Origin of the sequence: Pseudomonas sp. NY15437, assembly GCF_048068435.1 — a bacterium.
In the GTDB taxonomy this organism is placed as follows: domain Bacteria; phylum Pseudomonadota; class Gammaproteobacteria; order Pseudomonadales; family Pseudomonadaceae; genus Pseudomonas; species Pseudomonas nitroreducens_B.
This window is the reverse complement of the sequence record NZ_JBLUQC010000008.1, coordinates 263,063-284,602: the sequence shown is the minus strand read 5'-3', so window position 1 is coordinate 284,602 and position 21,540 is coordinate 263,063. Positions and strand designations below refer to the sequence as shown.

Annotated in this window: 18 protein-coding genes; 12 read left to right on the top strand and 6 right to left on the bottom strand. The window is 67.5% G+C overall.

Annotated features, from left to right (window positions below; translation table 11 throughout):
* Window positions 1–10 precede the first annotated feature (10 nt).
* Together ACNFIA_RS19710 and ACNFIA_RS19705 are read left to right on the top strand one after the other, a co-directional pair.
* Window positions 11–1,180, top strand: a complete 1,170-nt coding sequence (locus ACNFIA_RS19710; protein WP_416787936.1) for an acyl-CoA dehydrogenase family protein — start codon at window positions 11–13, stop codon at window positions 1,178–1,180.
* A gap of 56 nt (window positions 1,181–1,236) precedes the next feature.
* Entirely contained in the window at window positions 1,237–2,523 is a 1,287-nt protein-coding gene (locus ACNFIA_RS19705; RefSeq protein ID WP_416787933.1) for an MFS transporter, read from the top strand.
* Window positions 2,524–2,544: 21 nt separating this feature from the next.
* On the opposite strand, the gene ACNFIA_RS19700 is transcribed toward ACNFIA_RS19705, so the two are convergent.
* On the bottom strand, window positions 2,545–3,492 hold the full coding sequence (locus ACNFIA_RS19700; protein WP_259759645.1) for a LysR family transcriptional regulator: 948 nt from the start codon (window positions 3,490–3,492) through the stop codon (window positions 2,545–2,547).
* A gap of 315 nt (window positions 3,493–3,807) precedes the next feature.
* On the opposite strand from ACNFIA_RS19700, the gene ACNFIA_RS19695 reads away from it, so the two are divergent.
* The 5 genes from ACNFIA_RS19695 to ACNFIA_RS19675 are packed head-to-tail and all read left to right on the top strand — an operon-like array spanning window position 3,808 to window position 8,609.
* The gene (locus ACNFIA_RS19695; RefSeq protein WP_416788016.1) at window positions 3,808–5,637 is read left to right on the top strand and encodes a DUF1302 domain-containing protein; all 1,830 of its coding nucleotides are present in this window, start codon (window positions 3,808–3,810) and stop codon (window positions 5,635–5,637) included.
* 13 nt (window positions 5,638–5,650) lie between these two features.
* Window positions 5,651–7,003, top strand: a complete 1,353-nt coding sequence (locus ACNFIA_RS19690) for a DUF1329 domain-containing protein (protein WP_416787931.1) — start codon at window positions 5,651–5,653, stop codon at window positions 7,001–7,003.
* A gap of 13 nt (window positions 7,004–7,016) precedes the next feature.
* Entirely contained in the window at window positions 7,017–7,382 is a 366-nt protein-coding gene (locus ACNFIA_RS19685; protein ID WP_416787929.1) for a YidH family protein, read from the top strand.
* A gap of 10 nt (window positions 7,383–7,392) precedes the next feature.
* Window positions 7,393–7,710, top strand: a complete 318-nt coding sequence (locus tag ACNFIA_RS19680; protein ID WP_259754729.1) for a DUF202 domain-containing protein — start codon at window positions 7,393–7,395, stop codon at window positions 7,708–7,710.
* Between the two features lie 2 nt (window positions 7,711–7,712).
* On the top strand, window positions 7,713–8,609 hold the full coding sequence (locus ACNFIA_RS19675) for a LysR family transcriptional regulator (protein WP_416787927.1): 897 nt from the start codon (window positions 7,713–7,715) through the stop codon (window positions 8,607–8,609).
* On the opposite strand, the gene ACNFIA_RS19670 is transcribed toward ACNFIA_RS19675, so the two are convergent.
* Complete coding sequence (locus tag ACNFIA_RS19670) at window positions 8,606–10,177, bottom strand: diguanylate cyclase (protein WP_416787924.1); 1,572 nt, start codon at window positions 10,175–10,177, stop codon at window positions 8,606–8,608. The two genes, ACNFIA_RS19675 and ACNFIA_RS19670, sit on opposite strands and share 4 nt — an antisense overlap.
* A gap of 422 nt (window positions 10,178–10,599) precedes the next feature.
* A complete protein-coding gene (locus tag ACNFIA_RS19665; protein ID WP_017520910.1) occupies window positions 10,600–12,051 on the bottom strand; it encodes a sodium:solute symporter family protein in 1,452 nt (483 codons plus the stop codon).
* A 381-nt stretch (window positions 12,052–12,432) separates the two neighbouring features.
* On the opposite strand from ACNFIA_RS19665, the gene ACNFIA_RS19660 reads away from it, so the two are divergent.
* The 3 genes from ACNFIA_RS19660 to ACNFIA_RS19650 all read left to right on the top strand — a co-directional run bounded on the left by ACNFIA_RS19660 (window position 12,433) and on the right by ACNFIA_RS19650 (window position 14,652).
* On the top strand, window positions 12,433–13,041 hold the full coding sequence (locus ACNFIA_RS19660) for a DedA family protein (RefSeq protein WP_416787922.1): 609 nt from the start codon (window positions 12,433–12,435) through the stop codon (window positions 13,039–13,041).
* Between the two features lie 67 nt (window positions 13,042–13,108).
* Window positions 13,109–13,990, top strand: coding sequence for a Dyp-type peroxidase (locus ACNFIA_RS19655; protein WP_416787919.1), 882 nt, complete (start codon window positions 13,109–13,111; stop codon window positions 13,988–13,990).
* 248 nt (window positions 13,991–14,238) lie between these two features.
* The gene (locus ACNFIA_RS19650; protein WP_416787917.1) at window positions 14,239–14,652 is read left to right on the top strand and encodes a cupin domain-containing protein; all 414 of its coding nucleotides are present in this window, start codon (window positions 14,239–14,241) and stop codon (window positions 14,650–14,652) included.
* 168 nt (window positions 14,653–14,820) lie between these two features.
* On the opposite strand, the gene ACNFIA_RS19645 is transcribed toward ACNFIA_RS19650, so the two are convergent.
* On the bottom strand, window positions 14,821–16,155 hold the full coding sequence (locus ACNFIA_RS19645) for an MFS transporter (protein ID WP_259754735.1): 1,335 nt from the start codon (window positions 16,153–16,155) through the stop codon (window positions 14,821–14,823).
* A gap of 540 nt (window positions 16,156–16,695) precedes the next feature.
* Between ACNFIA_RS19645 and quiC the strand changes: the two genes are divergently transcribed.
* On the top strand, window positions 16,696–18,606 hold the full coding sequence (gene quiC, locus ACNFIA_RS19640; protein WP_416787913.1) for a 3-dehydroshikimate dehydratase QuiC: 1,911 nt from the start codon (window positions 16,696–16,698) through the stop codon (window positions 18,604–18,606).
* Window positions 18,607–18,706: 100 nt separating this feature from the next.
* Entirely contained in the window at window positions 18,707–19,372 is a 666-nt protein-coding gene (locus tag ACNFIA_RS19635) for a TetR/AcrR family transcriptional regulator (protein ID WP_416787911.1), read from the top strand.
* Between the two features lie 430 nt (window positions 19,373–19,802).
* Here the strand turns inward: ACNFIA_RS19635 and ACNFIA_RS19630 are convergent, their stop codons facing one another.
* The gene (locus tag ACNFIA_RS19630; protein WP_416787908.1) at window positions 19,803–20,657 is read right to left on the bottom strand and encodes a shikimate dehydrogenase; all 855 of its coding nucleotides are present in this window, start codon (window positions 20,655–20,657) and stop codon (window positions 19,803–19,805) included.
* Window positions 20,658–20,662: 5 nt separating this feature from the next.
* Window positions 20,663–21,103 (bottom strand): type II 3-dehydroquinate dehydratase, encoded by a 441-nt coding sequence (gene aroQ, locus ACNFIA_RS19625; RefSeq protein ID WP_416787906.1) that lies wholly within the window; start codon window positions 21,101–21,103, stop codon window positions 20,663–20,665.
* Window positions 21,104–21,540: the final 437 nt, after the last annotated feature.

Here is a 21,540-nt window from a genome sequence, read left to right as displayed (position 1 = left end):
GAGCACGATCATGCAAGCGATTCAACCCAGCGCCAAGGCGCAGGCGATCATCGACGACCTGCGCGGCTTCATCCGCGAGGAACTGTTGCCGCTGGAGCAGCGCGAGGGCATCCGCTTCGGCGAGAGGCACCCGCGCGAACTGCTGCGCAACCTGTGGCGGCGCTCCTGCGAGCGCGGCTTCTACAACATCATGCTGCCAGAGGAACTGGGCGGCGCGGGCCTGGGCATCGCCGACCTGTGCGCGGTGAAGGAAGCCGCCGCCAGCAGCGGCGCGGTGCTGGCTGCCCATGTGCTGGGCGAGCTGAGCGGCCCGCCGCGCATCGGCCACCTGTTCCGCGTCGCCAGCGACGAGCAGGTCGAACACTTCCTGCGCCCGGTGTGCCGCGCCGAGAAGGCCGTGTGCTTCGCCCTGACCGAGGCCGAGGCCGGCTCCGACGCGACGGCGATCAAGACCAGCGCGCGCCGGGAAGGCGACCACTATGTGCTCGATGGCGCCAAGCGCTACATCTCCGGCGCGCCCTACGCGGACTTCGCCGTGCTGCTGGCGGTGACCGGGCCGGGCAAGGGCGCGGAGGGCATCTCGGCGTTCTTCGTCGACCTCGCCGCGCCCGGCGCGCAGGTGGTTTCCGACTACCAGGCGATGTCCGGCCCCGGCACCCACGGCGACATCCTCCTCGACGGGGTGAAGGTGCCGGTGGCGCACCGCATCGGCGAGGAGGGCAAGGGCTTCAAGCTGGCCATGGGGCGTATCACCCTGAACCGTCTGCTGCACTGCGCAACCATGCTCGGCATGGCCGAACTGGCGCTCAACCTGTCGGTGGATTACGCCCGCACGCGGGTGCAGTTCGGCCGGCCGATCGCCATGTTCCAGGCGGTCAGCCACATGATCGCCGACATGGCCACCGAGCTGTACGCCGCGCGCAGCATGATGTACGCCACGGCGGCCAGCTACGACGCCGGCGGCGACATCCGCACGCAGTCGTCGATGTGCAAGGTGTTCAGTTCGGAAACCGCCTTCCGCATCGCCGACCGTGCGGTGCAGGTGCACGGCGGCGCCGGCCTGATCAACGGGCATCCGGTGGAGTGGCTGTTCCGAGCGACCCGTATGATGCGCATCCTCACCGGGACCAGCGAAATCCAGCGCAACACCATCGCCAAGGGCATCCTCATGCCCGATTGATCGGGTGCCCGACCGCGCGAGCGCAGCACCCGACAAGAACAAGAGAGATAAGCGACATGCACAATTTCGATGCCCGACACAACGCCTATCAGCCCCGCCGCGCCTGGACGGTCGCCTTCCTGCTGGCGGCCATGATGCTGGTGAACTTCCTCGACAAGGTGGTGACCGGCCTGGTGGCGGTGCCGATGATGAAGGAGCTGAACCTGACCCCGGCCGAGTTCGGCCTGGTCGGTGGCAGCCTGCACTGGCTGTTCTCCATCTCCGCGGTGGTCGGCGGCTTCCTCGCCAACCGCCGCTCCACCCGCTGGCTGTTGCTGGGCATGGGCGCCTTCTGGGCGCTGGTGCAGTTGCCGATGCTCTATGCCACGTCGCTGTGGACGCTGGTGGCCTGCCGGGTGCTGCTGGGCGTGGGCGAGGGACCGGCCTCGCCGGTGGCCACCCACGCGCTGTACAAGTGGTTCCCCGACGAGCGCCGCAGCCTGCCGGTGGCGCTGCTGCATTCGGGCAGTGCCATGGGGCTGCTGATCGCCGGGCTGATGATCCCGTGGATCAGCACCCACTACGGCTGGCGCAGCAACTTTGCGGTGCTGGCGATCTTCGGCGCCATCTGGTGCGTGGCCTGGTTCTTCTTCGGCCAGGAGGGGCGGCTGGGTGACGGCCCGCGCGGCCACGGCGGCGGTGAGCGCCTGCCGTACCGCCGTCTGCTGGGCGACAGCACGGTGCTGGCCAACTACTTCTGCCACTTCGCCGCCAACTGGTCGCTGGCGCTGACCCTGACCTGGGTGCCGGCCTACCTGGAAAGCGGCCTGGGCATGAGCGCGCTGAATGCCGGACGGCTGTTCGGCCTGTTCGTGCTGGTGACCATGCCGCTCAGCCTGTTCATGGCGTGGCTGTCGCAACGCCTGCTGCGCGCCGGGGTGAGCTCGCGGGTGGCGCGCGGCGTGTTCGTCTCGGCCTGCCTGCTGGCCAGCGGCGTGCTCTCCATCAGCCTGCTGGCGGACCTGCCGGTGGCGCTGCGCATGACCTACATGACCCTCAGCGGCGGCCTGGCGCTGGTGATGTACTCGGTGGGCCCGGCGATGCTCGCCGAGGTCACGCCCACTGCCCAGCGCGGCAGCATTCTCGCCATCGGCAACGCCTTCGCCTCGCTGGCGGGGTTGAGCGCGCCCATAGTCACCGGTTTCCTGGTGCAGCGCTCGGGCGGGCTGGACGGCGCCGGCTATGCCCACGGCTTCGCGGTCAGCGGCGTGCTGCTGGTGGTGGCGGGGCTGGTCGGCCTGGCCTGGATGCGCCCGCAGCGCTCGCGGGCGCAGCTCTCGGGCGAACTGGCCGGCGCCCATTGATCGGCGGTGCCGAAGCGGCGGTCAATCCGCGAGATTGACCGCCGGCAGGGGCGGGCGCTCGATCAGCTCGCCTTTCCACATGCCGTTGCGCACCACCTCCACCAGCAGCTCGCGCACCAGGTCGTGCACGCAGGACGCGGCGAAGCTCAGCGGCTTGTGCGCCGAGTGGGCAATGGAGATGGTGCGTTCGATCTGCGGCTCGACGATGCGCCGCGCCAGGGACTGCGAGCCCACCTCGATGGGCGGCCAGTTGCTGATGGAGGCCGCCAGCCCGCTGACCACCAGGCCGGTGATGCCATAGGCGGACTGCTGCTCGTACTTCACGTCGAGTTCCAGCCCGGCCGCCATGGCCGCCTGTTCGATGCGCCGGCGCAGGTGCATGCCCCGTGGCGGCATCACCAGCGGCCGGCTGAGCGCCTCGGCCAGGGTGATGGTGTCGCCCGTGCTGGCCAGCGGCATCTGACCGACCCAGTAGAGCTGCTCGACGAAGATCGGCTCGGCGATCACGCCTTCGAGTTCCTCGGCATTGGGCACGATGCCGAAATCCACCTTGCCCAGTTCGATGGCTTCGCCACCTTCCTTGCTCAGGCCGTCGCGCACCACCAGGTCGATGCCGGCGAACTTCTCCTGCACGCGCTGGATGATCGCCGGCAGCAGCAGGGCAGAGGTGGTCACCGGGATCGCCACCGACACCCGCCCGCGTGGGTCGCCACGGCTGGACACCAGTTCGTCCTTCACCGAATCGATCTTCTGCACCACCGAACGGGCCACCTCGTACAGGCGCCGGCCGGCGTCGGTGAGGTCGATGCCGTCGTGCTGGCGCAGCAGCAATTGCACTTCCAGTTCGCTCTCCAGCATGCCGATCTGCCGGCTCAGCGCCGGCTGGGCGATATAGGCCTTGCGGGCGGCGGCGGAGAAGCTGCCGGCCTCGGCGATGGCGATCAGGTAACGCAACTGCTTGAGGGTCATCGTCGTGCCTTGTCCGGCCATGCCGGATTGTTATGGGGCCCATCTGAAGACGATATTTGTTCGTCGGCAGAGGGCTATTTAGTATCGAGCCATCCCCGTAAATCAAGGGTCGGTAACGATAAGCCAACAATCTGCAAAGTGTTCTGAAAGTTCATCCGAAGAATAATTCTTCGACTCAAAATATCCAGCTAATTCAATAGCCTGTGCTCGATAGTTCATGTTGCCTCATGTGCTTTCGAGGTGGGTCTTGTATTGCCTGAAGATCGCTCGAAAAGAATAAAGAGGATAAGAGTGATGACGCCGAAAGTTCGCATCATGGTGCGAGGCTCATGGCTATTGGTCGCAACTTGCACCTGCCATTCTGCCTGGGGTTACAACTTCGAAATCGGAGAAGTCCAGGGCCAGCTCGACTCCGCGCTGTCGCTGGGCGCCAGCCTGTCCACCCACAATCCGGAGCAGCGCCTGATGCGCAGCGCGTCCGGCGATGACGGCCGTCGCAACTACCGCGCCGGCGACGTGTTCTCGAAGATCTTCAAGGGCCGCCACGACCTGGAGCTGAAGTACAACGACAGCGGCGTGTTCCTGCGCGGCAGCTACTGGTACGACTACGCCCTGCGCGACGAGGGCCAGCGCTTCAAGGACGTGGAGGACGCCGGCCGCAGCAACGCCAACAAGTCAGCAGGCTTCGAACTGCTGGACGCCTTCGTCTACCACAACTTCCAGATCGCCGATGAGCCGGGCTCGGTGCGCCTGGGCAAGCAGGTGGTGAACTGGGGCGAGAGCACCTTCATCCAGGGCGGGCTGAACGTGGTCAACCCGACCAACCTGTCGGCCATCCGCCGGCCGGGTTCGGAGGTGAAGGACGCGCTGGTGCCGGTGAACCTGTTCTACGTCACCCAGAACCTCAGCGAGAACCTCTCGGCGGACTTCTTCTACCAGCTGGACTGGGAACAGACCAACCTGGACAACTGCGGGACCTTCTTCTCCGGCAACGACTACATCCCCGAAGGCTGCTCGGGCCTGGACGTGGGCCGCAACCTGCGGGGCAACGCCGCCGCCGTGCGCGCGCTGTCGCCCTTCGGCGTGGACCTGACCAGCGAGGGCATCCGCCTGCAGCGCGGCGCCGACCAGGACGCCCGCAACAGCGGCCAGTGGGGCCTGTCGCTGCACTGGTTCGTGCCAAGCCTGGACACCGAGTTCGGCGCCTACGCCGCCAACTACCACAGCCGGCTGCCCTACACCGGCTCGGTCAGCAGCCCCTACCTGACCAACACCAGCTTCGTGCCGCAGTTGTGCGGCAACCTCGGGCTGTCCGGCGCGGCGTGCAATGGCCTGATGAACAGCAGCGCCGGCAAGACGCTGACCGACGCGCTGCGCATGGGCACCTCCAGCTACTTCGTCGAGTACCCCGTGGACATCCGCCTGTACGGCCTGACCTTCGCCACCACGCTGTCCAGCGGTACCGCGCTGCAGGGCGAGATCAGCTACCGGCCGAACCTGCCGCTGCAGTTCAACGGCCCGGACCTGATCCAGTCCGGCCTGGGCGATCCGTCGCGCACCCCGCTGTATGACGCCGGCGTGGTGGCCTATGCCGACAGCCACGCCACCGATGGCTACCGCCGCAAGGAAGTGACCCAGGCGCAGATGACCGCCACCCAGACCGTCAGCCAGGTCATGGGGGCCGACCAACTGGTGCTGGTGGGCGAGGTGGGCGCCACCTTCGTCGGCGGCCTGGAGGGCAATGGCGGCCCACGCTACGGGCGCAACAGCACCTTCGGCTCCGGCGAGCTGGCCAACAACGCGGTGTGCATCGCCAACTCGGCGACGCCGGAGAACTGCAACAACGACGGCTTCGTCACGTCCTTCTCCTGGGGCTACCGCGCCCGGGCGATCTGGAGCTACGCCAACGCCATCGCCGGCATCGACCTCAAGCCCGGCCTCTCCTGGTCCCACGACGTGAAGGGCTACGCCCCGGCGGAGGTCTCGGGCTTCAACGAGGGTTCCAAGGCGGTCGGCGTTTCGCTGGATGCGGACTTCAACAGCACCTACACCGCCGGCATTTCCTACACCAACTACTTCGATGGCGACTACGGCACCCGCGGCGACCGCGATTTCGTCTCGCTGTCGGTCGGCATCAACTTCTGACGGAGCCTGCCCCTTGAAACGCATCTACTGCCTGTTCTCCGCCATCCTCCTGGCCCACGGCGCGCATGCCGCCGTATCGGCCGGGGAGGCCGCCACGCTGCAAGACAGCCTGACTCCCCTGGGCGCCGAGCGCGCTGCCAGCGCCGACGGCAAGGTGCCCGCCTGGCAGGGCGGGCTGTCCGGCGACGGCCTGAAGATCCAGGGCAACGGCACGCCGGCCGACCCCTACGCCAGCGAGCAGCCGCTGTTCACCATCGATTCGAGCAACTACCAGCAGTACCAGGCCAACCTCACCGCCGGGCAGATCGCACTGCTCAAGCGCTACCCCGGCCAGTACAAGCTGCCGGTCTACCCCAGCCACCGCAGCGTCGGCGTCTCGGCGCAGGTGAAGGCGTGGGTGGCGCAGAACGCCACGGGCGCGAAGCTGGTCAACGATGGCAACGGCATCGAGGGCTTCCACGGCGCGGTGGCCTTCCCGATTCCGCAGAACGGCCTGGAGGCCATCTGGAACCACATCACCCGCTATCGCGGCGGCAGCCTGCTGTCGATCAACGACAGCGCGGCACCCCAGGCCGGCGGCGACTACGTGATCACCACCACCGAGCAGCGCTTCACCATGGCCGACCAGGTGAGCAACTACGAGCCGGGCAAGGTGGACAACATGCTGTTCTACTACAGCCACCGCATTACCGCGCCGTCGCGCCAGGTGGGCGAAGTGGTGCTGGTGCACGAGACGCTGGACCAGGTGAAGCAGCCGCGCCTGTCCTGGGTCTACAGCTCCGGCCAGCGCCGCGTGCGCCGCGCCCCGGACAACGCCTACGACGCCGCCGGCCCGACCACCGCCGGCCTGCGCACCGCCGACAGCCGCGACATGTACAACGGCGCGCCCGACCGCTACGACTGGAAGCTGGTCGGCAAGAAGGAGCTGTACATCCCCTACAACAGCTACCGCCTGGCCTCGCCGAGCCTCAAGTACGCGGACTTCCTCAAGCCCGGCGTGATCGACGCCGCGCCGACCCGCTACGAGCTGCACCGCGTCTGGGAAGTGGAAGCGACGCTCAAGCCCGGCGCGCGGCACATCTACTCCAAGCGCCGCTTCTACCTCGACGAGGACAGCTGGACGGTGGTGGAGAACGACCAGTACGACAGTCGCGGCGAGCTCTGGCGGGTCGGCGAGAACCACACCTTCTACCGCCCGGACGCCCAGGTGCTGCTGTCCGCCGCCCAGGTGTTCTATGACCTGCAGGCCGGCCGCTACATCGCCTCGAACATGAGCAACGAGCAGCCGCGCGGCTACGACTTCGGCTTCCGCGCCACCACCTCGGACTACTCGCCCGGCGCCCTGCGCGGGCTGGGCATCCGCTGATGGCTGCGCGCCGATGAGCAGTGGCCGCAGCCGCCTGGCCGAGCGCCTGCTGGGCGGCGGCCAGGAGCCGGACCCGCGCGTCACCCTGGCCAACGAGCGCACCTTCCTGGCCTGGATTCGCACCGCCATGGCGTTGCTGGCCGGTGCCATCGCGGTGGATGCCTTTGCCGAGCCGGCGCTGCTACCCGCGGCGCGGACCTTTCTCGCCGTGGTGCTGGCTGGCCTCGGTCTGCTCACCGCCGGCGCGGCCGGCTGGCGCTGGCTGACCGTGGAGCGCGCGCTGCGCCATGGCCGGCCGCTGCCGGTGCCGCTGCTGGTGCCGGTGCTGGCGCTGGCCTGCGTGGTGCTGGCCGCCGGGCTGATCGGCTATCCGCGATGAGCCGCCGACCATGAGCGATGGCGGCCTGCAGGCCGAGCGCACCACCCTGGCCTGGACCCGAACCCTGCTGGTGCTGCTGGTGCTGGCGGCGCTGGTGCTGCGGCGGATCGGCGAGCTGTCGGCCCTGGCGCTGGTCCCCGCGGCGCTGCTGGTGGGGTGTGCGCTGGTCTGCCTGGTAGGGCAGGGTGGCCATTATCGCCGCAGCTGCCGCGCCCTGGCCGGCTCCAGCCGGGGCGGCAACGGCCGCGCCGTGGCCTGCCTGTGCCTGGCGCTGATGCTCACGGCGGGCTTGCTGCTCGGCCTGGTCCTGTGGCGCGACGCGGGTTGACCATGCACGACCTGTACGACCTCGATCTCAACCTGCTGCTGGTGTTCGACGCCATCTACCAGCAGCGCAGCATCACCCGTGCGGCGCGGCTGCTGGGCCTGAGCCAGCCGGCGGTGAGCAATGCCCTGAGCCGCCTGCGCAGGCACTGCGGCGATCCGCTGTTCATCAAGAGCCACCTGGGCGTGACGCCCACCGCGGCCGCGCATCGCCTGGCCGACCATGTGCGCCTGGCCTTCGAGAGCCTGCGCGAGGGCTGGCGCCAGGTGCCCGGGCGCGAGCCGGCCAGGGCCGAGCTGCGGGTCAGCTGCATCGACTGCCTGCAACCGCTGTTCCTCGACACGGCGCTGGCGCGCCTGGGTGAGGACTGGCGGGTGAGCTTCTACCAGCCGCAGCGCCGCGTCGCCTTCGACGAATTGCGCGGTGGCCAGTTGGATATTCTGCTGGATATCGAGCAGGTGGTGCCGTTCGGCTATGGCATCGAGCGCATGGCGGTCCCGGTTGACCGCTACGTCTTCGCCCACGGCGCGGCGCTGGCGCAGCCACCGGATACCCTGGCCGACTACCTGCGCCAGCCGCAGATCCAGGTTTCGGCGCGGCGCGGCGGCCTCTGCCCGGTGGACCTGCAGCTGGGCCTGCGCGGGTTGCGCCGGAACATCGCCTGCCGCGTGCAGAGCGCGCTGGCCGCGCGGCTGATGCTGGACCGCCATCCGCTCGGGCTGACCGTGCCCGCGCGCATGGCCAGCCTGCTGGGCCTGAGCAGCCGGCCGTTGCCGCTGGAGGAAGAGGTGCCGTTCGCCGCGGCCATCTACATCGCGCCGGGGCTGGGCGATGCCGGCAGGATCGCCGGCCTGGCCCATGCCCTGGCGGCGCGGCTGGCGACGCTGGACGCGCCGGTCTAGCCGATATCGCCGCTGACCACGCGGTTGCGGCCGTTCTGCTTGGCGCTGTAGAGGCGTTTGTCGGCGAGCTTGAGCACCGCATCGGGGGTCACCGCCTGCGGCCCCACCTCGGCGACGCCGATGGACAGGGTCAGCAGGCCCACCTGCGGAATCGGGGTCGTCTCCAGCGTGGCGCGGATACGCTCGGCGATGGCCGTGGCGGTGTCCAGGGACGTCTGCGGCAGCAGCAGGACGAATTCCTCGCCACCGGCGCGGCAGGCCAGGTCGCCGGCGCGGGAAGAATCGCGCAGCACCGCGGCGATCCTGCGCAGGGCCTCGTCACCGGCGTCGTGGCCCCAGGTGTCGTTGACCCGCTTGAAGTGGTCGATGTCCGCGGCCAGCACCGAATAGGTCACGCCGGATTGCTCCAGCGCCTCCAGCGCCACCCCCAGCGCACGGCGGTTGGCCAGGCCGGTCAGCGCGTCGCTCTGCGCCTCCAGGCTCAGTTGGCCGAGCTTCTGCTGCATCAGGCCGACGCCGGTGAGCAAGGCCTTGCGGATCGCCGCCGCCTCACGGTACCAGGTGTTGATGTCCTGCAGCTCGCGCGGGGTCTCCGGGTCCGACAGCTGCTCGGCGCTCTGCGCCAGTTGCCGCAGCGGGCGGGTGATCAGCAGGGTGCCGGCCCAGATCGCCAGCACACCGAGCAGGCTGGCCGGGATCAGGCCGAGGAACATGTCCTTCATCAGCAGGTGCAGCGGCGACAGGCTGAGGTCGCGCGGCTGCTGGGCGACCACCGCCCAGTTGGCGTCGGGCACCGGGGCGAAGCCGGCGAGCATCGGCACGCCCTGGTAGTTGGTCACTTCCAGCGCGCCGCTCTCGCCGCGCAGGGCGGCTTCGATCGTGGTGCTGTGCTTGACGATCTCGCCGACCCGCTGGCGATCAGGGTGGTGCAGCAGCCGGCGGTTGGCGTCGGCGACGAAGGCGAAGGTGCCTTCCTGCTGGAAGTGGCTGCCGATGATGCTGTGCAGCACGCTGGGCTTGAGGATGTACACCGAGCCGCCGACCAGGCCCAGGTATTCGCCGCTGGGGCTGGTGATCGGCTGTGAAATCAGCACCACCAGGTTGCCGGCGATGGATTCGTAGGCCTGGCTGATGGTCGGTTGCTTGCGGCGCAGGGCGTCCTGCACGGCTTCCGAGCGCAGCGTGGTGCCGACGATCTGCAGCGAGTCGGGGTAGGCCTGCAGCACCTTGCCACTGGCGTCGGCGACGATGATGGAGTTGAAGAAGGTGTCCTGCGCCTGCAGGCGCATCGCCTCGGCGTGCAGCACGGGCGCTTCGTGGAAATGGTTGGCGAGTATTCCGGCGCTGTAGGCCAGGTTGCGTCGCGCGGAGCCGAGGAATTCATGGATGCTTTGCGCCACCTTGGCGGCATAGGCGCGATTGGCTTCCAGGGTCGAGTGGATCAGTGCGCTGCGTTGCACGTTGTAGGCGACCACCAGGCTGTTGCCCAGGGTTGCCAGCGCGGCGAGCAGCACGAAGACCAGTATCAGCATCCGCAGGGTCAGCGGTTTGCGGCTCCAGCGCTTCATGGGCCGGCCTGTGGGGTGGGGCGTGTTCGCGGTGTCGGGGTCTGAGCCATGTAAGCGCCGGCGCTGGTGAAAGACGTGCAGCCTACCCGCCAATGCGTGACGGGGCGAGGTTGAGGATAGGCAGGCTTGCGGCGATCGTCACATCGACGGGACGAAACCGCCGTCGTTCCCGTCGGCGCTTTTCCGCCCCGGGCTGCTGCAGAGCGCGTTTGCCCGCCGGCAGTGCGCCCGCACACAGGGCGAGGGGCCAACCTGTAGGAGCGAGCTTGCTCGCGAACGAGGCGGCCGGACGCTCCGATGCCGGGCGGTTCGCGAGCAAGCTCGCTCCTACGAAAAGCCTCGGTGCGCGGCATGGGGTGCATGGCAATCGCCCACAAAAAAGCCCCGCACCAGGCGGGGCTTCTCGTGTGTCGCTCGGGCGATCAGTTGCCGGCGGCGGCTGCCATTTCCGACACGCTCTCGCCGCGGTGGGCGCTGAACTGCGGAGCCAGGGAGCCGACGATCATGCCGATGGCGCTGCAGATCAGGCCGACCAGCTGCGGCGGCCAGAAGTCGCCTTCCTGGTAGCCCAGCTCCAGCGACACCCAGCCGATCAGGCCGCAGGCGATGGCGGTCAGGGCGCCCTGGGTGGTGGCGCGCTTCCAGAACAGGCCGAAGAACAGCGGCACCACGGCAGCGACCAGGGTCACCTTGTAGGCGTTGCCGACCATCTCGTAGATGCTGGCGTTGGAGAACAGCGCGAACACGCAGGTGGCGACGGTCATCGCCAGTACGCTGCAACGCATGGCCAGCAGGGCCTGGCGGTCGTTCATGTTGGGCAGGAAGTGCTTGACGATGTTCTCGGTCAGGGTCACCGACGGGGCCAGCAGGGCGCCCGAGGCGGAGGACATGATGGCCGAGAGCAGGGCGCCGAAGAACATGATCTGGGCGAACAGCGGGGTGCGTTCCAGGATCAGGTGCGGCAGGATCTGCTGGGAGTCCTCGGCCAGCCAGTGCTTGACCATCTCCGGCTCGATCATCGAGGCGGCGTAGATCAGGAAGATCGGCAGCATGCAGAAGACCAGGTAGCAGCAGGCACCGGTCATGGTGGCGCGCTGGGCGATCTTCTCGGTCTTGGCCGACATCACGCGGGCATACACGTCCTGCTGCGGGATGGAGCCGAACATCATGGTCACCGCGGCGCCGATGAAGGCGACGATGTCCTTGGCCGAAGTGCCGTGCAGGAAGGTGAACTTGCCTTCGCTGGCGGCGTGGCTGATCACGTTGACCGGGCCGCCGGCCATGTCGCCGATCAGCCAGACCAGGTAGAACAGGCCGCAGACGATGATGATCATCTGCAGGAAGTCGGTCAGCGCCACGGACCACATGCCGCCGAACAGGGTGTGCAGCAGGACGATGATGGTGCCGATGATCATGCCCTGGGTGGTGGTCAGGCCACCGTCGGAGAGCACGCTGAAGACCACGCCCAGCGCGGTGATCTGCGCGGCGACCCAGCCCATGTAGGAAATGATGATCACCAGGCTGGTGAAGATTTCCACGTGCTGGCCGAAGCGCTTGCGGAAGAAGTCACCGATGGTGAGCAGATTGAGGCGGTACAGCGGGCGGGCGAAGACGACGCCGACCAGCATCAGGCAGCCGAAGGAGCCGAAGGGGTCTTCGATGATCCCGGCGAAGCCTTCTTCGAGGAAGGTGGCGGGAATGCCCAGCACGGCTTCGGAGCCGAACCAGGTGGCGAACACCATGGTCACGACGAGGGGGAAGGACATGCTCCGGCCGGCGGCGGCATAGTCCGAGGAGTTGTGCACGCGGGTGGTGGCGTAGAAACCGACAGCTACGGTGATCACCAGATACACCGCTACAAACCAGATCAGCATTTGTTCGTTCCGTTGGCTCGCCGGGAACCGCACCCTCGAGACGAAACTCGGGCAGGTGGGCCACGACTGACAAAGTTGTTTTTGTTGGGTTGCGCGGCCAAGGTCGTCCGGTGCACCAGGCAGGGGAGCCGGAAAAACGTAACCAGTTGCGACAACGGGCCGCAGTCTGCCAAATCCGTCAAATATGTCAAACACTTGAATCGCTCATGAGCGAAAAAAATTACATCTCAAGACGAATGGAGTAGGTAAAAGACTGATTTGATTGGTTGCTAACGAATCTGACTGACTGGTTAGTCGTTTATTTTTTACAGCCTCTGTTCGATAAGCAGAACGCTTGTCAAGCCGCTAGGCTCTTGGCTTCGGCCCCTTTCAAGGAACTGCATGTTCGAGCACATTCCACTGGCGCAACTGCTGGCCAGCTACGGCTATCCGGTGCTGTTCGTCGGCTGCCTGCTGGAGGGCGAATCGATGCTCCTGCTGGCGGGCATCGCCGCCCACCAGGGGCTGCTGGGCTTCGTCCCGGTGGTGTTCTGGGCCACCGTGGCCGGCACCCTGGGCGACCAGCTGCTGTTCTGGAGCGGGCGGCGCGCCGGCGCGCGGGCGGTGCCCTGGCTGCAACGGCGCGGGTTGGCTGTCGAGCGGGTCACCGGGTTGATCGAGCGCTATCCGCACCTGTCGATCTTCGCCGTGCGCTTTCTCTATGGCATGCGCCTGGCGGGGCCGCTGCTGATCGGCGCCAGCCGGGTAGGGCCGCTGCGCTTCCTGCTGATCAACCTGCTGGGCGCGTTCTGCTGGGCGCTGCTGTTCGCCAGCGCCGGCTACTGGGCCGGGCAGTTGCTCGAACAATGGCTGGGCAACCTGCGGCCCTACCGGCTGCCGGTATTCGTCACGGTATTGCTGCTGTCCGCGGGGCTGGCGGTGTGGCGGTATGCGCGGCACCGGCGCAAGCGCAAGGCCGGCACCTCGCCGAACGGATCGCCAAGTCCTTGATACAGGGCGGTTTTGCTTCGCGCGCGGGGCGATTAGAATCGCCGCTCTTTCGTTCAAGGACGCTGTCATGAGCCTCTACCAGCCCGGCATTCTCGCCACTCCGGTTCCCGCCCACGCCCGCCATCTGTTCTTCGATCTGAAGTCGCTGCAGGACCTGCCCGCCGCGCTGGATCGGCTGATGCAGTTCGCCGACGGCGAGCGCGCGGTGGTCGGTTTCGGCGAGTCGCTGGTGCGTGCGCTGGGCCGCCGCATCGAGGGGCTGCGGGAGTTCCCGGCGATGTCCGGCGTGGGCGTCGACAACCCGTCCACTCCCCACGCGCTGTGGGTGTGGTTGCGCGGTGACGAGCGCGGCGAGTTGCTGTTGCGCACCCAGGAAGTGCAGGCCCTGCTGGCGCCGGCGCTGGAGCTGAACAGCCTGACCGAGGCCTTCCGCCACGGCAGCGGCCACGACCTGACCGGCTACGAGGATGGCACCGAGAACCCGCACGATGAGGACGCCGTGAGAGCGGCCATCGTCGCCGAGGGCGCTGGCCTTGCCGGCGGCAGCTTCGCCGCGATCCAGCAATGGCGCCACCAGTTGCAGGACTTCGCGGCGCTGCCGCAGCACGAACGCGACGACATCATGGGCCGTCGCCTGAGCGACAACGAAGAGCTGGACGACGCGCCGGAGTCCGCCCACGTCAAGCGCACCGCCCAGGAGAGCTTCGCCCCGGAAGCCTTCATCGTGCGCCGCTCGATGCCCTGGACCCAGGGCCAGGACGCCGGGCTGATGTTCCTCGCCTTCGGCTGCACCCTGGACGCCTTCGAAGTGCAGCTGCGCCGCATGAGCGGGCTGGAAGACGGCATCACCGATGCGTTGTACCGCTTCAGCCGGCCGCTGACCGGCGGCTACTACTGGTGCCCGCCGCGCAAGGATGGGCTGCTGGACCTGAGCGCGCTGCTGGGCTGATCCTGCCGTTGCGCCGCAAAGCCCCGCCATCGTGCGGGGCTTTTTTGTGGCCGCTGCGCGGCCTGATCGCGGGCGTGGCCCGCTCCTACAGGGGACTCCTGCGTGCTCTTCGTAGGAGCGAGCTTGCTCGCGAACCGCACGGCACCGCCGCGCCAATGGCACCCCGATCTTCCGTCGAATTGGCTGTTGGCCCTCACCGTCACCGGGCGTAGCGTGGACTCATCCACTCACTCTCCGAGGAACCCGCCATGCCCGCCACCACTTCCCTGAAATACCTCTTCGCCGGCGTCGGCCTGGCCCTGAGCCTGCCGCTCTTCGCCCACGACGCCACCCAGGAACAGGTCGAGGTCCAGCAGGAGCAGAAACTTCCCGACGCGGCGGGCAAGAAGGGCCTGATGGTCACCGTCTCCTATGCGCCCGGGCAGTCCTCCGGTGCCCATGTGCACAGCGGTTCGGTGTTCGCCTACGTGCTCGAAGGCGCGGTTATCTCGCAGCTGGAAGGGCAGAAGCCGGTGACCTACCGGGCCGGCCAGTCCTGGTACGAGGCGCCGAACACGCCGCACCTGGTGTCGCGCAATGCCAGCAACGACAAGCCGGCCAAGCTGCTGGTGTGGCTGCTGCTGGACGAGAAGGCGCCGGTGCTGACCCCACTGAAGCAATGAGCGCAAACAAAGAACCCCGCCGATTGGCGGGGTTCTGTAATGGGCCCTGACAGGGGGCGTAGGGCGTATGACGCGTCAGCGTTGTCCGCCAAAAAGGTTCGGGCGGATAACCTGTTCCAGGTTATGCGCCCTACGCCTGCCAAATGTGACTGCGGCGCAGATCGGACCTCAGTCCGGCGCGCCGGGCACCTTGCGCGGGGCCATGAAGAACATCCAGGTCAGCGCCAGGAAGTACATGGTGGGGATGATGGTGAACAGCACCGCATAGTTGTTGTGGGTGACGGTGAGGATGTAGCCGACGATCTGGGTCATGAACATGCCGCCAATCGCCGCGCACATGCCGCCGAAGCCGAACACCGTGCTCATCATGTGCTTGGGCGTGTAGTCCATCACCAGGCTCCAGATGTTCGCCGTCCAGGCCTGGTGCGCGCCCACGCCCAGGGCGATGGCGCCCACGGCGATCCACAGGCCGCTGGCCTTGGCGGCGAAGACCACGCCGATGATCGAGCAGGCACAGATGAACATGGAGAGCAGGCGCGCATTGATCGCCTTCATGCCGCGGCCGATCAGCCAGGACGAGAGAATCCCGCCGCCGATGCTGCCGAAGTCCGCGGTCAGCCAGATCAGCATCAGCGGGATGCCCATCTGGGTCACGCTGATGCCCAGGCCGTACTGCTGGTTGAGGAAGGGCGGCAGCCAGTAGAGGTAGAACCAGAACACCGGCGCGGTCAGCGAAAGGGCCACGGCGAACGCCCAGGTGCCGCGCATGCGCAGGATGGCGGAAAAGGGCACGCGCTCGGCCGGCGGCTCGGCGGCTTCCTGGATGTAGTCCAGCTCGCTCTGTTTCACCGTCGGGTGGTCTTCGGGGTTGAAGTACTTCAGGCTCCACAGCACCACCCAGACGAAGCCCAGCGCGCTCATGCACAGGAACGCCGCCTGCCAGCCCCAGGCCGCGAGGATCAGCGGCAACAGGGCGGGGGTGAGCATGGCGCCGACGTTGGTGCCGGCGTTGAAGATGCCGGTGGCCATGGCGCGCTCCCCGGCGGGGAACCACAGGCGCGTGGTCTTCACGCAGGCCGGGTAGTTGGCGGCTTCCGTCAGGCCGAGGATGAAGCGGCAGACCATGAAGCCGGCCGCCGAGCTGGCCAGGCCGTGGGCGCCGGTGGCGAAGCTCCACAGCAGCACGGCGAAGAAGAACGCGCGCTTGACGCCGATGCGGTCGATCAGCCGGCCCTGCAGCACGAAGCCGATGGCATAGCCGACCTGGAACCAGAAGTTGATGTTGGCGTAGTCCATGGCCGTCCAGGCCATCTGCTGCGCGAGCAACGGTTGCATCACGCCCAGGGCGGCGCGGTCGATGTAGTTCAGGGTGGTGGCGAAGAACACCAGGGCAAGCATGCCCCAGCGCACCTTGCCGACGGCCATGGCGCCACGCACCTTGCCGAAGAAGGAAGAACCGTGCGGGGCGACCGCGGCGAGGGGAGCGGATTGCGTTTGGATCATGATCGGGGCCATCCGTTATCGGGCTGACGCGCAGCCTCAGGAATTATTGTCGTGCCGCAGGCGTTGCGCATGCGCCTCCGCCAGTCGGCGTGGGCATCGCAAAGACGAGCGGTGGCTGGCGAAAATCAGTGCGCGCGAGGGCGCCCGAGCAGCGAGCAGAGGCCTGGCAGGCGGCGGGCCAGGAGGGTTTGCCGGTGGGGAAGGGCGGCGGCGAGGCGAGGCTGAGGTACGTACATGAGCATTTACCCGTTCTTGAAATTGTTATGGATGACACGCAGGCCATCTCGCAGCGGCTTTGCGTACTTCACCAGGCGGAGGCAGGTGCCTGGGGAGCAGCCGGATTGCGTCGACGTGGCTAAATCTTGAGCAGCCGCCGAAACAGCGTCAATTCGATAAACGGCCTTTGGTTCGGTAATCGAACACAAAACTAACCAGTTAGTACACTTTAAATTGCCCGCGACCCGGACCGCCAGAATAATCAGACTCAGCCGGAAACCGATTCCAACAAGCCCCTCAGCACATCCGGCGGGAGTCAAAGCAATGCATCGTTCGATCGCCACCGTCTCCTTGAGCGGAACCCTGCCGGACAAACTCGAAGCCATCGCCGCCGCCGGTTTCGACGGCGTGGAAATCTTCGAGAACGATCTTCTTTACTACGGCGGCAGCCCCCGCGACGTGCGTCGGCTTTGTGAAGACCTGGGGCTGGCGATCACCCTGTTCCAGCCGTTCCGCGACTTCGAGGGCTGTCGCCGCGACCGCCTGCCGCGCAACCTCGACCGCCTGGAGCGCAAGTTCGACCTGATGCAGGAACTGGGCACCGACCTGGTGCTGATGTGCAGCAACGTTGCCGCCGACTCCCTGGGCGAGCGCGAATTCCTCCTCGAAGACCTCGGGCTGGCCGCCGAGCGCGCCGGCGCCCGCGGCCTGCGCGTGGGCTACGAAGCCCTGGCCTGGGGCCGCCACGTGAATACCTGGCAGCAGGTCTGGGACCTGGTGCGCGAGGTGGATCATCCGGCGCTGGGGGTGATTCTCGACAGCTTCCACACCCTCTCGCTGAAGGGCGACCCGGCCGGCATCGCGCAGATTCCGGGGGAGAAGATCTTCTTCGTGCAGATGGCCGATGCGCCGGTCCTGGCGATGGACGTCCTGGAGTGGAGCCGGCACTTCCGCAACTTCCCCGGCCAAGGCGAGTTCGACCTGGCGGGCTTCCTCGCGCCGATCCTGAAGAGCGGTTACCGCGGCCCGCTGTCGCTGGAAATCTTCAACGACGGCTTCCGCGCCGCGCCGCCGCGCGCCAACGCCGCCGATGGCCTGCGCTCGCTGCTCTACCTCGAGGAGAAGACGCGCGCCCGGCTGGAAAGCGAAGGCACGCCGAAGGAGCAGCTCGACTGCCTGTTCGCGCCGCCGCCGGCCAGCCAGCTGGACGGGGTGGAATTCCTCGAATTCGCCGTCGATGAAGCCCTTGGCGCGCGCCTGGGCAATTGGCTGGAACGCCTGGGCTTCGCCCGCGCCGGCGAGCACCGCTCCAAGGCAGTGAGCCTGCTGCGCCAGGGCGACATCAATATCGTGCTCAATGCCGAGCCTTACTCCTTCGGCCACAGCTTTTTCGAGGCCCACGGCCCGTCGCTGTGCGCCACCGCCTTGCGCGTGCGTGACGCCGCCGGTGCCCTGCAGCGCGCGCAGGACTACAAGGGCCAGCCATATCGCGGGCTGGTCGGGCCGAACGAGCGGGAGATTCCCGCCGTGCGCGCCCCGGACGGCAGCCTGATCTACCTGGTGGAGGAGCGCGCCGCCGGGCAGACCATCTATGACGTCGACTTCCGCCTCGACCCCGCGGCGAAGCCGACCGGCCAGCTGCAGCGCATCGACCACATGGCCATGGCGCTGCCGGCGGACGGGCTGGACAGCTGGGTGCTGTTCTACAAGGGCCTGTTCGACTTCGAGGCCGACGACGAGGTGGTGCTGCCCGACCCCTACGGCCTGGTGAAGAGCCGCGCCTTGCGCAGCGCCAACGGCAGCGTGCGGCTGCCGCTGAACATCTCGGAGAACCGCAACACCGCCATCTCCCATGCGTTGTCCAGCTACCGCGGCTCCGGCGTGCACCACATCGCCTTCGCCTGCGAGGACATCTTCGCCGAGGTGGCGCGGGCCAAGGATGCCGGCGTGCCGCTGCTGGAAATCCCGCTGAACTATTACGACGACCTCGCCGCGCGCTTCGACTTCGACGACGAGTTCCTCAGCGAGCTGGCCTACTACAACGTGCTCTACGACCGCGACGCCAGCGGCGGCGAGCTGTTCCACGTGTACACCGAGCCGTTCGAAGGACGCTTCTTCTTCGAGATCATCCAGCGCCGCGGCGGCTATGCCGGCTACGGCGCGGCCAACGTGGCGGTGCGTCTGGCGGCCATGGCCCAGGCGCGCAACGGCACGACGCGGCGGCCCAAGGTCTAGCCCCGCCGCGCTTTGCTTCGCAAGGGTGGGGGCGCGCATAATCCGCGCATCCCTTCACCCAAGCAGGCGCCGCCCGGCGCCTGCCAGACGATGCCGAGCCATGACCGACAGCGCTACCCAGCCGATTCCCGCCGCAACCGCTCGCCGGGGCCGCAAGAACAACCCGGAGAAGACCCGCGAGGACATTCTCCAGGCGGCCATCGTCGAGTTCGTCCAGCAGGGCCTTTCCGGAGCGCGGGTGGATGCCATTGCCGAGCGCATGAACACCTCGAAGCGGATGATCTACTACTACTTCGGCAGCAAGGAACAGCTCTACCAGGCGGTGCTGGAGAAGCTCTACGGCGACATCCGCGGCACCGAGCAGACGCTGCACCTGGCCGAGCTGGAGCCGCTGGAGGCCATGCGCCGGCTGGTGGACTTCACCTTCGACCACCACGACCGCAACGTCGATTTCGTGCGCATCGTCTGCATCGAGAACATCCACTACGGCCAGTTCGCCGCAGGCTCCGAGGCGATCCGCTCGATGAACAGCAACATCCTGCGCACCATCGAGGACATCCTCCAGCGCGGCGCCGCCAGCGGCCAGTTCCGCGACGGCCTGCAGGCCATCGACGTGCACATGCTGATCAGCGGGTTCTGCTTCTACCGCGTGTCCAACCGCCACACCGTGGGGTCGCTGTTCCAGATCGAACTGGAAGACGCGGCGGTGAAGGCGCGGCACAAGGACATGATCGTCGAGGCGGTGTTGCGCTACGTGCGGCCCTGAGCCGGGGGCGTTCGCATTCGGGCGGTTCGCGAGCAAGCTCGCTCCTACAGATCTGTGCCCTTTGTAGGAGCGAGCCATGCTCGCGAACCCGGGCTTGCGCCGGCCTTGCCGTCGGATCGCGGGCATGGCCCGCTCCTACAGGTCCGTATCAGCGCTCTTTGTAGGAGCGAGCCATGCTCGCGAACCCGGATTTGCGCCGGCCTTGCCGGTGGATCGCGGGCATGGCCCGCTCCTACAGGTCCGCATCGGCGCTTTTTGTAGGAGCGAGCTTGCTCGCGAGCCCGGTCTTGCGCCGGCGCTGCCGGCGGATCGCGGGCATGGCCCGCTCCTACAGGTGGGAGTTGGCGTAGGAGCGGACTCTGTCCGCGATTGGGTCGGCGTTGCTGGGGGCGCGCAAGGGGGGCGTAATCATCGCGGACTGAGCCCGCTCCTACGCTCCCATCGCGGCGAAATGCGCCAGCATCCGCTCGCTGTCCGCTTCGACGCCGCTGAACAGCTCGAACGCCTTCACGGCCTGGAACACCGCCATGTTGCCGCCATCCAGCGTGCGGCAGCCGAGGCTGCGGGCGTGCCTGAGCAGCTCGGTTTCCAGCGGGAAGTAGATGATCTCGGCCACCCACAGGCGTGGGTGCAGCAGCTCCAGCGGCAACGGCGCGCCGGGTAGCTTGGCCATGCCCACCGGCGTGGTGTTGACCAGCCCGTCCGCCTCGGCGACGGCGCCGGCCAGGTCGTGGCCGACCCGCGCGCGCTGGCCGCCGAAATGCGCGTTGAGGTTGTCCACCAGCGCCTGGGCGCGGGCGCTGTCCACCTCGACGATGGTCAATTGCCCCACGCCTTCGGCGAGCAGCGCATGGGCCACCGCCGCGCCCGCGCCGCCGGCGCCCAGCTGCACCACGCGCTCGCGCGGGGCATCGTTGAGGTTGCGCCGGAAGCCTTCGGCAAAGCCCAGGCAGTCGGTGTTGTGCCCGATGCGCTTGCCCTCACGCAGCACCACGGTGTTCACCGCGCCGATGCCGCGCGCCTCGTCGGAGAGTTCGTGCAGCAGCGGAATCACCGCCTGCTTGCAGGGGAAGGTGATGTTCAGGCCGGTGTAGCCCATGCGCTCGGCGGCGGCGAGCAGGTCGGGCAGGGCGCTGGCGTCGAGTCCCAGGGCATCCAGGTCGATCAGGCGATACACATAGCGCAGCCCCTGGGCGTCGCCCTCGCGTTCGTGCAGGGTCGGCGTGCGCGACGCCTGGATGCCGGCGCCGATCAGGCCGGCCAGTACGGTGCGGTATTCGCTCATCGTGCTCACCCCTGCAGTCGCTTGGCGAGATGCTGGATGGCGGCGCGGTAGCCATCGCTGCCCAGCCCGGCGATCACGCCCACGGCGATCCCGGACACGTACGAGTGCTGACGGAACGCCTCGCGCGCGTGCACGTTGGACAGGTGCACTTCGATCACCGGCAGCTCCACGGCGGCGAGCGCATCGCGGATGGCCACCGAGGTGTGAGTCCAGGCGGCGGGGTTGATCAGGATGCCGGCGCAGCGGCCGCGCGCCTGGTGGATCCAGTCGATCAACTGGCCTTCGTGGTTGGTCTGGCGGAATTCGATGTCCAGGCCGTTCTCCGCACCGGTGCGCTGGCACAGCGCGGCGATGTCGTCGAGGGTTTCGTGGCCATAGGTGGCCGGCTCGCGGGTGCCGAGCAGGTTGAGGTTCGGCCCGTTGAGCACGAGCAGGGTGTGGGGCATGAAGGGGCGCTCCGTTGTTGTTGTATGGCCGCAGGATTCAGGGCCTATGGGAGCAAAATGTACCAAATAGTTAATTAGGTCAATGTGGCGGGTTCTCGCCGTTACTGTGGCGAAAGAGCGCGTTCGTGCCGGTAAATAGGCTGAAACGGCCGCGAAAGGATGCGGGCGAGGCAATCGCCCCGGTCGGCCGCAATGCCACAATCCGTGCGGTAATCGACCAGGGTGCGTAGGAGCGGACTCCGTCCGCGATCGGTCCGATGTGGCAGAGGACCACTAGGCGGAAGTTGTCCGCCGATCGCGGGCGTGGCCCGCTCCTACCGGATAGATCTGTGTTCGGATCGGCCCTCACCCTAACCCTCTCCCAGGGGGAGAGGGGACCGTGCGGTGCCGTATGAAACCACAGCGTCAGCCGGCACGATTTGCTCCCTCTCCCTGAG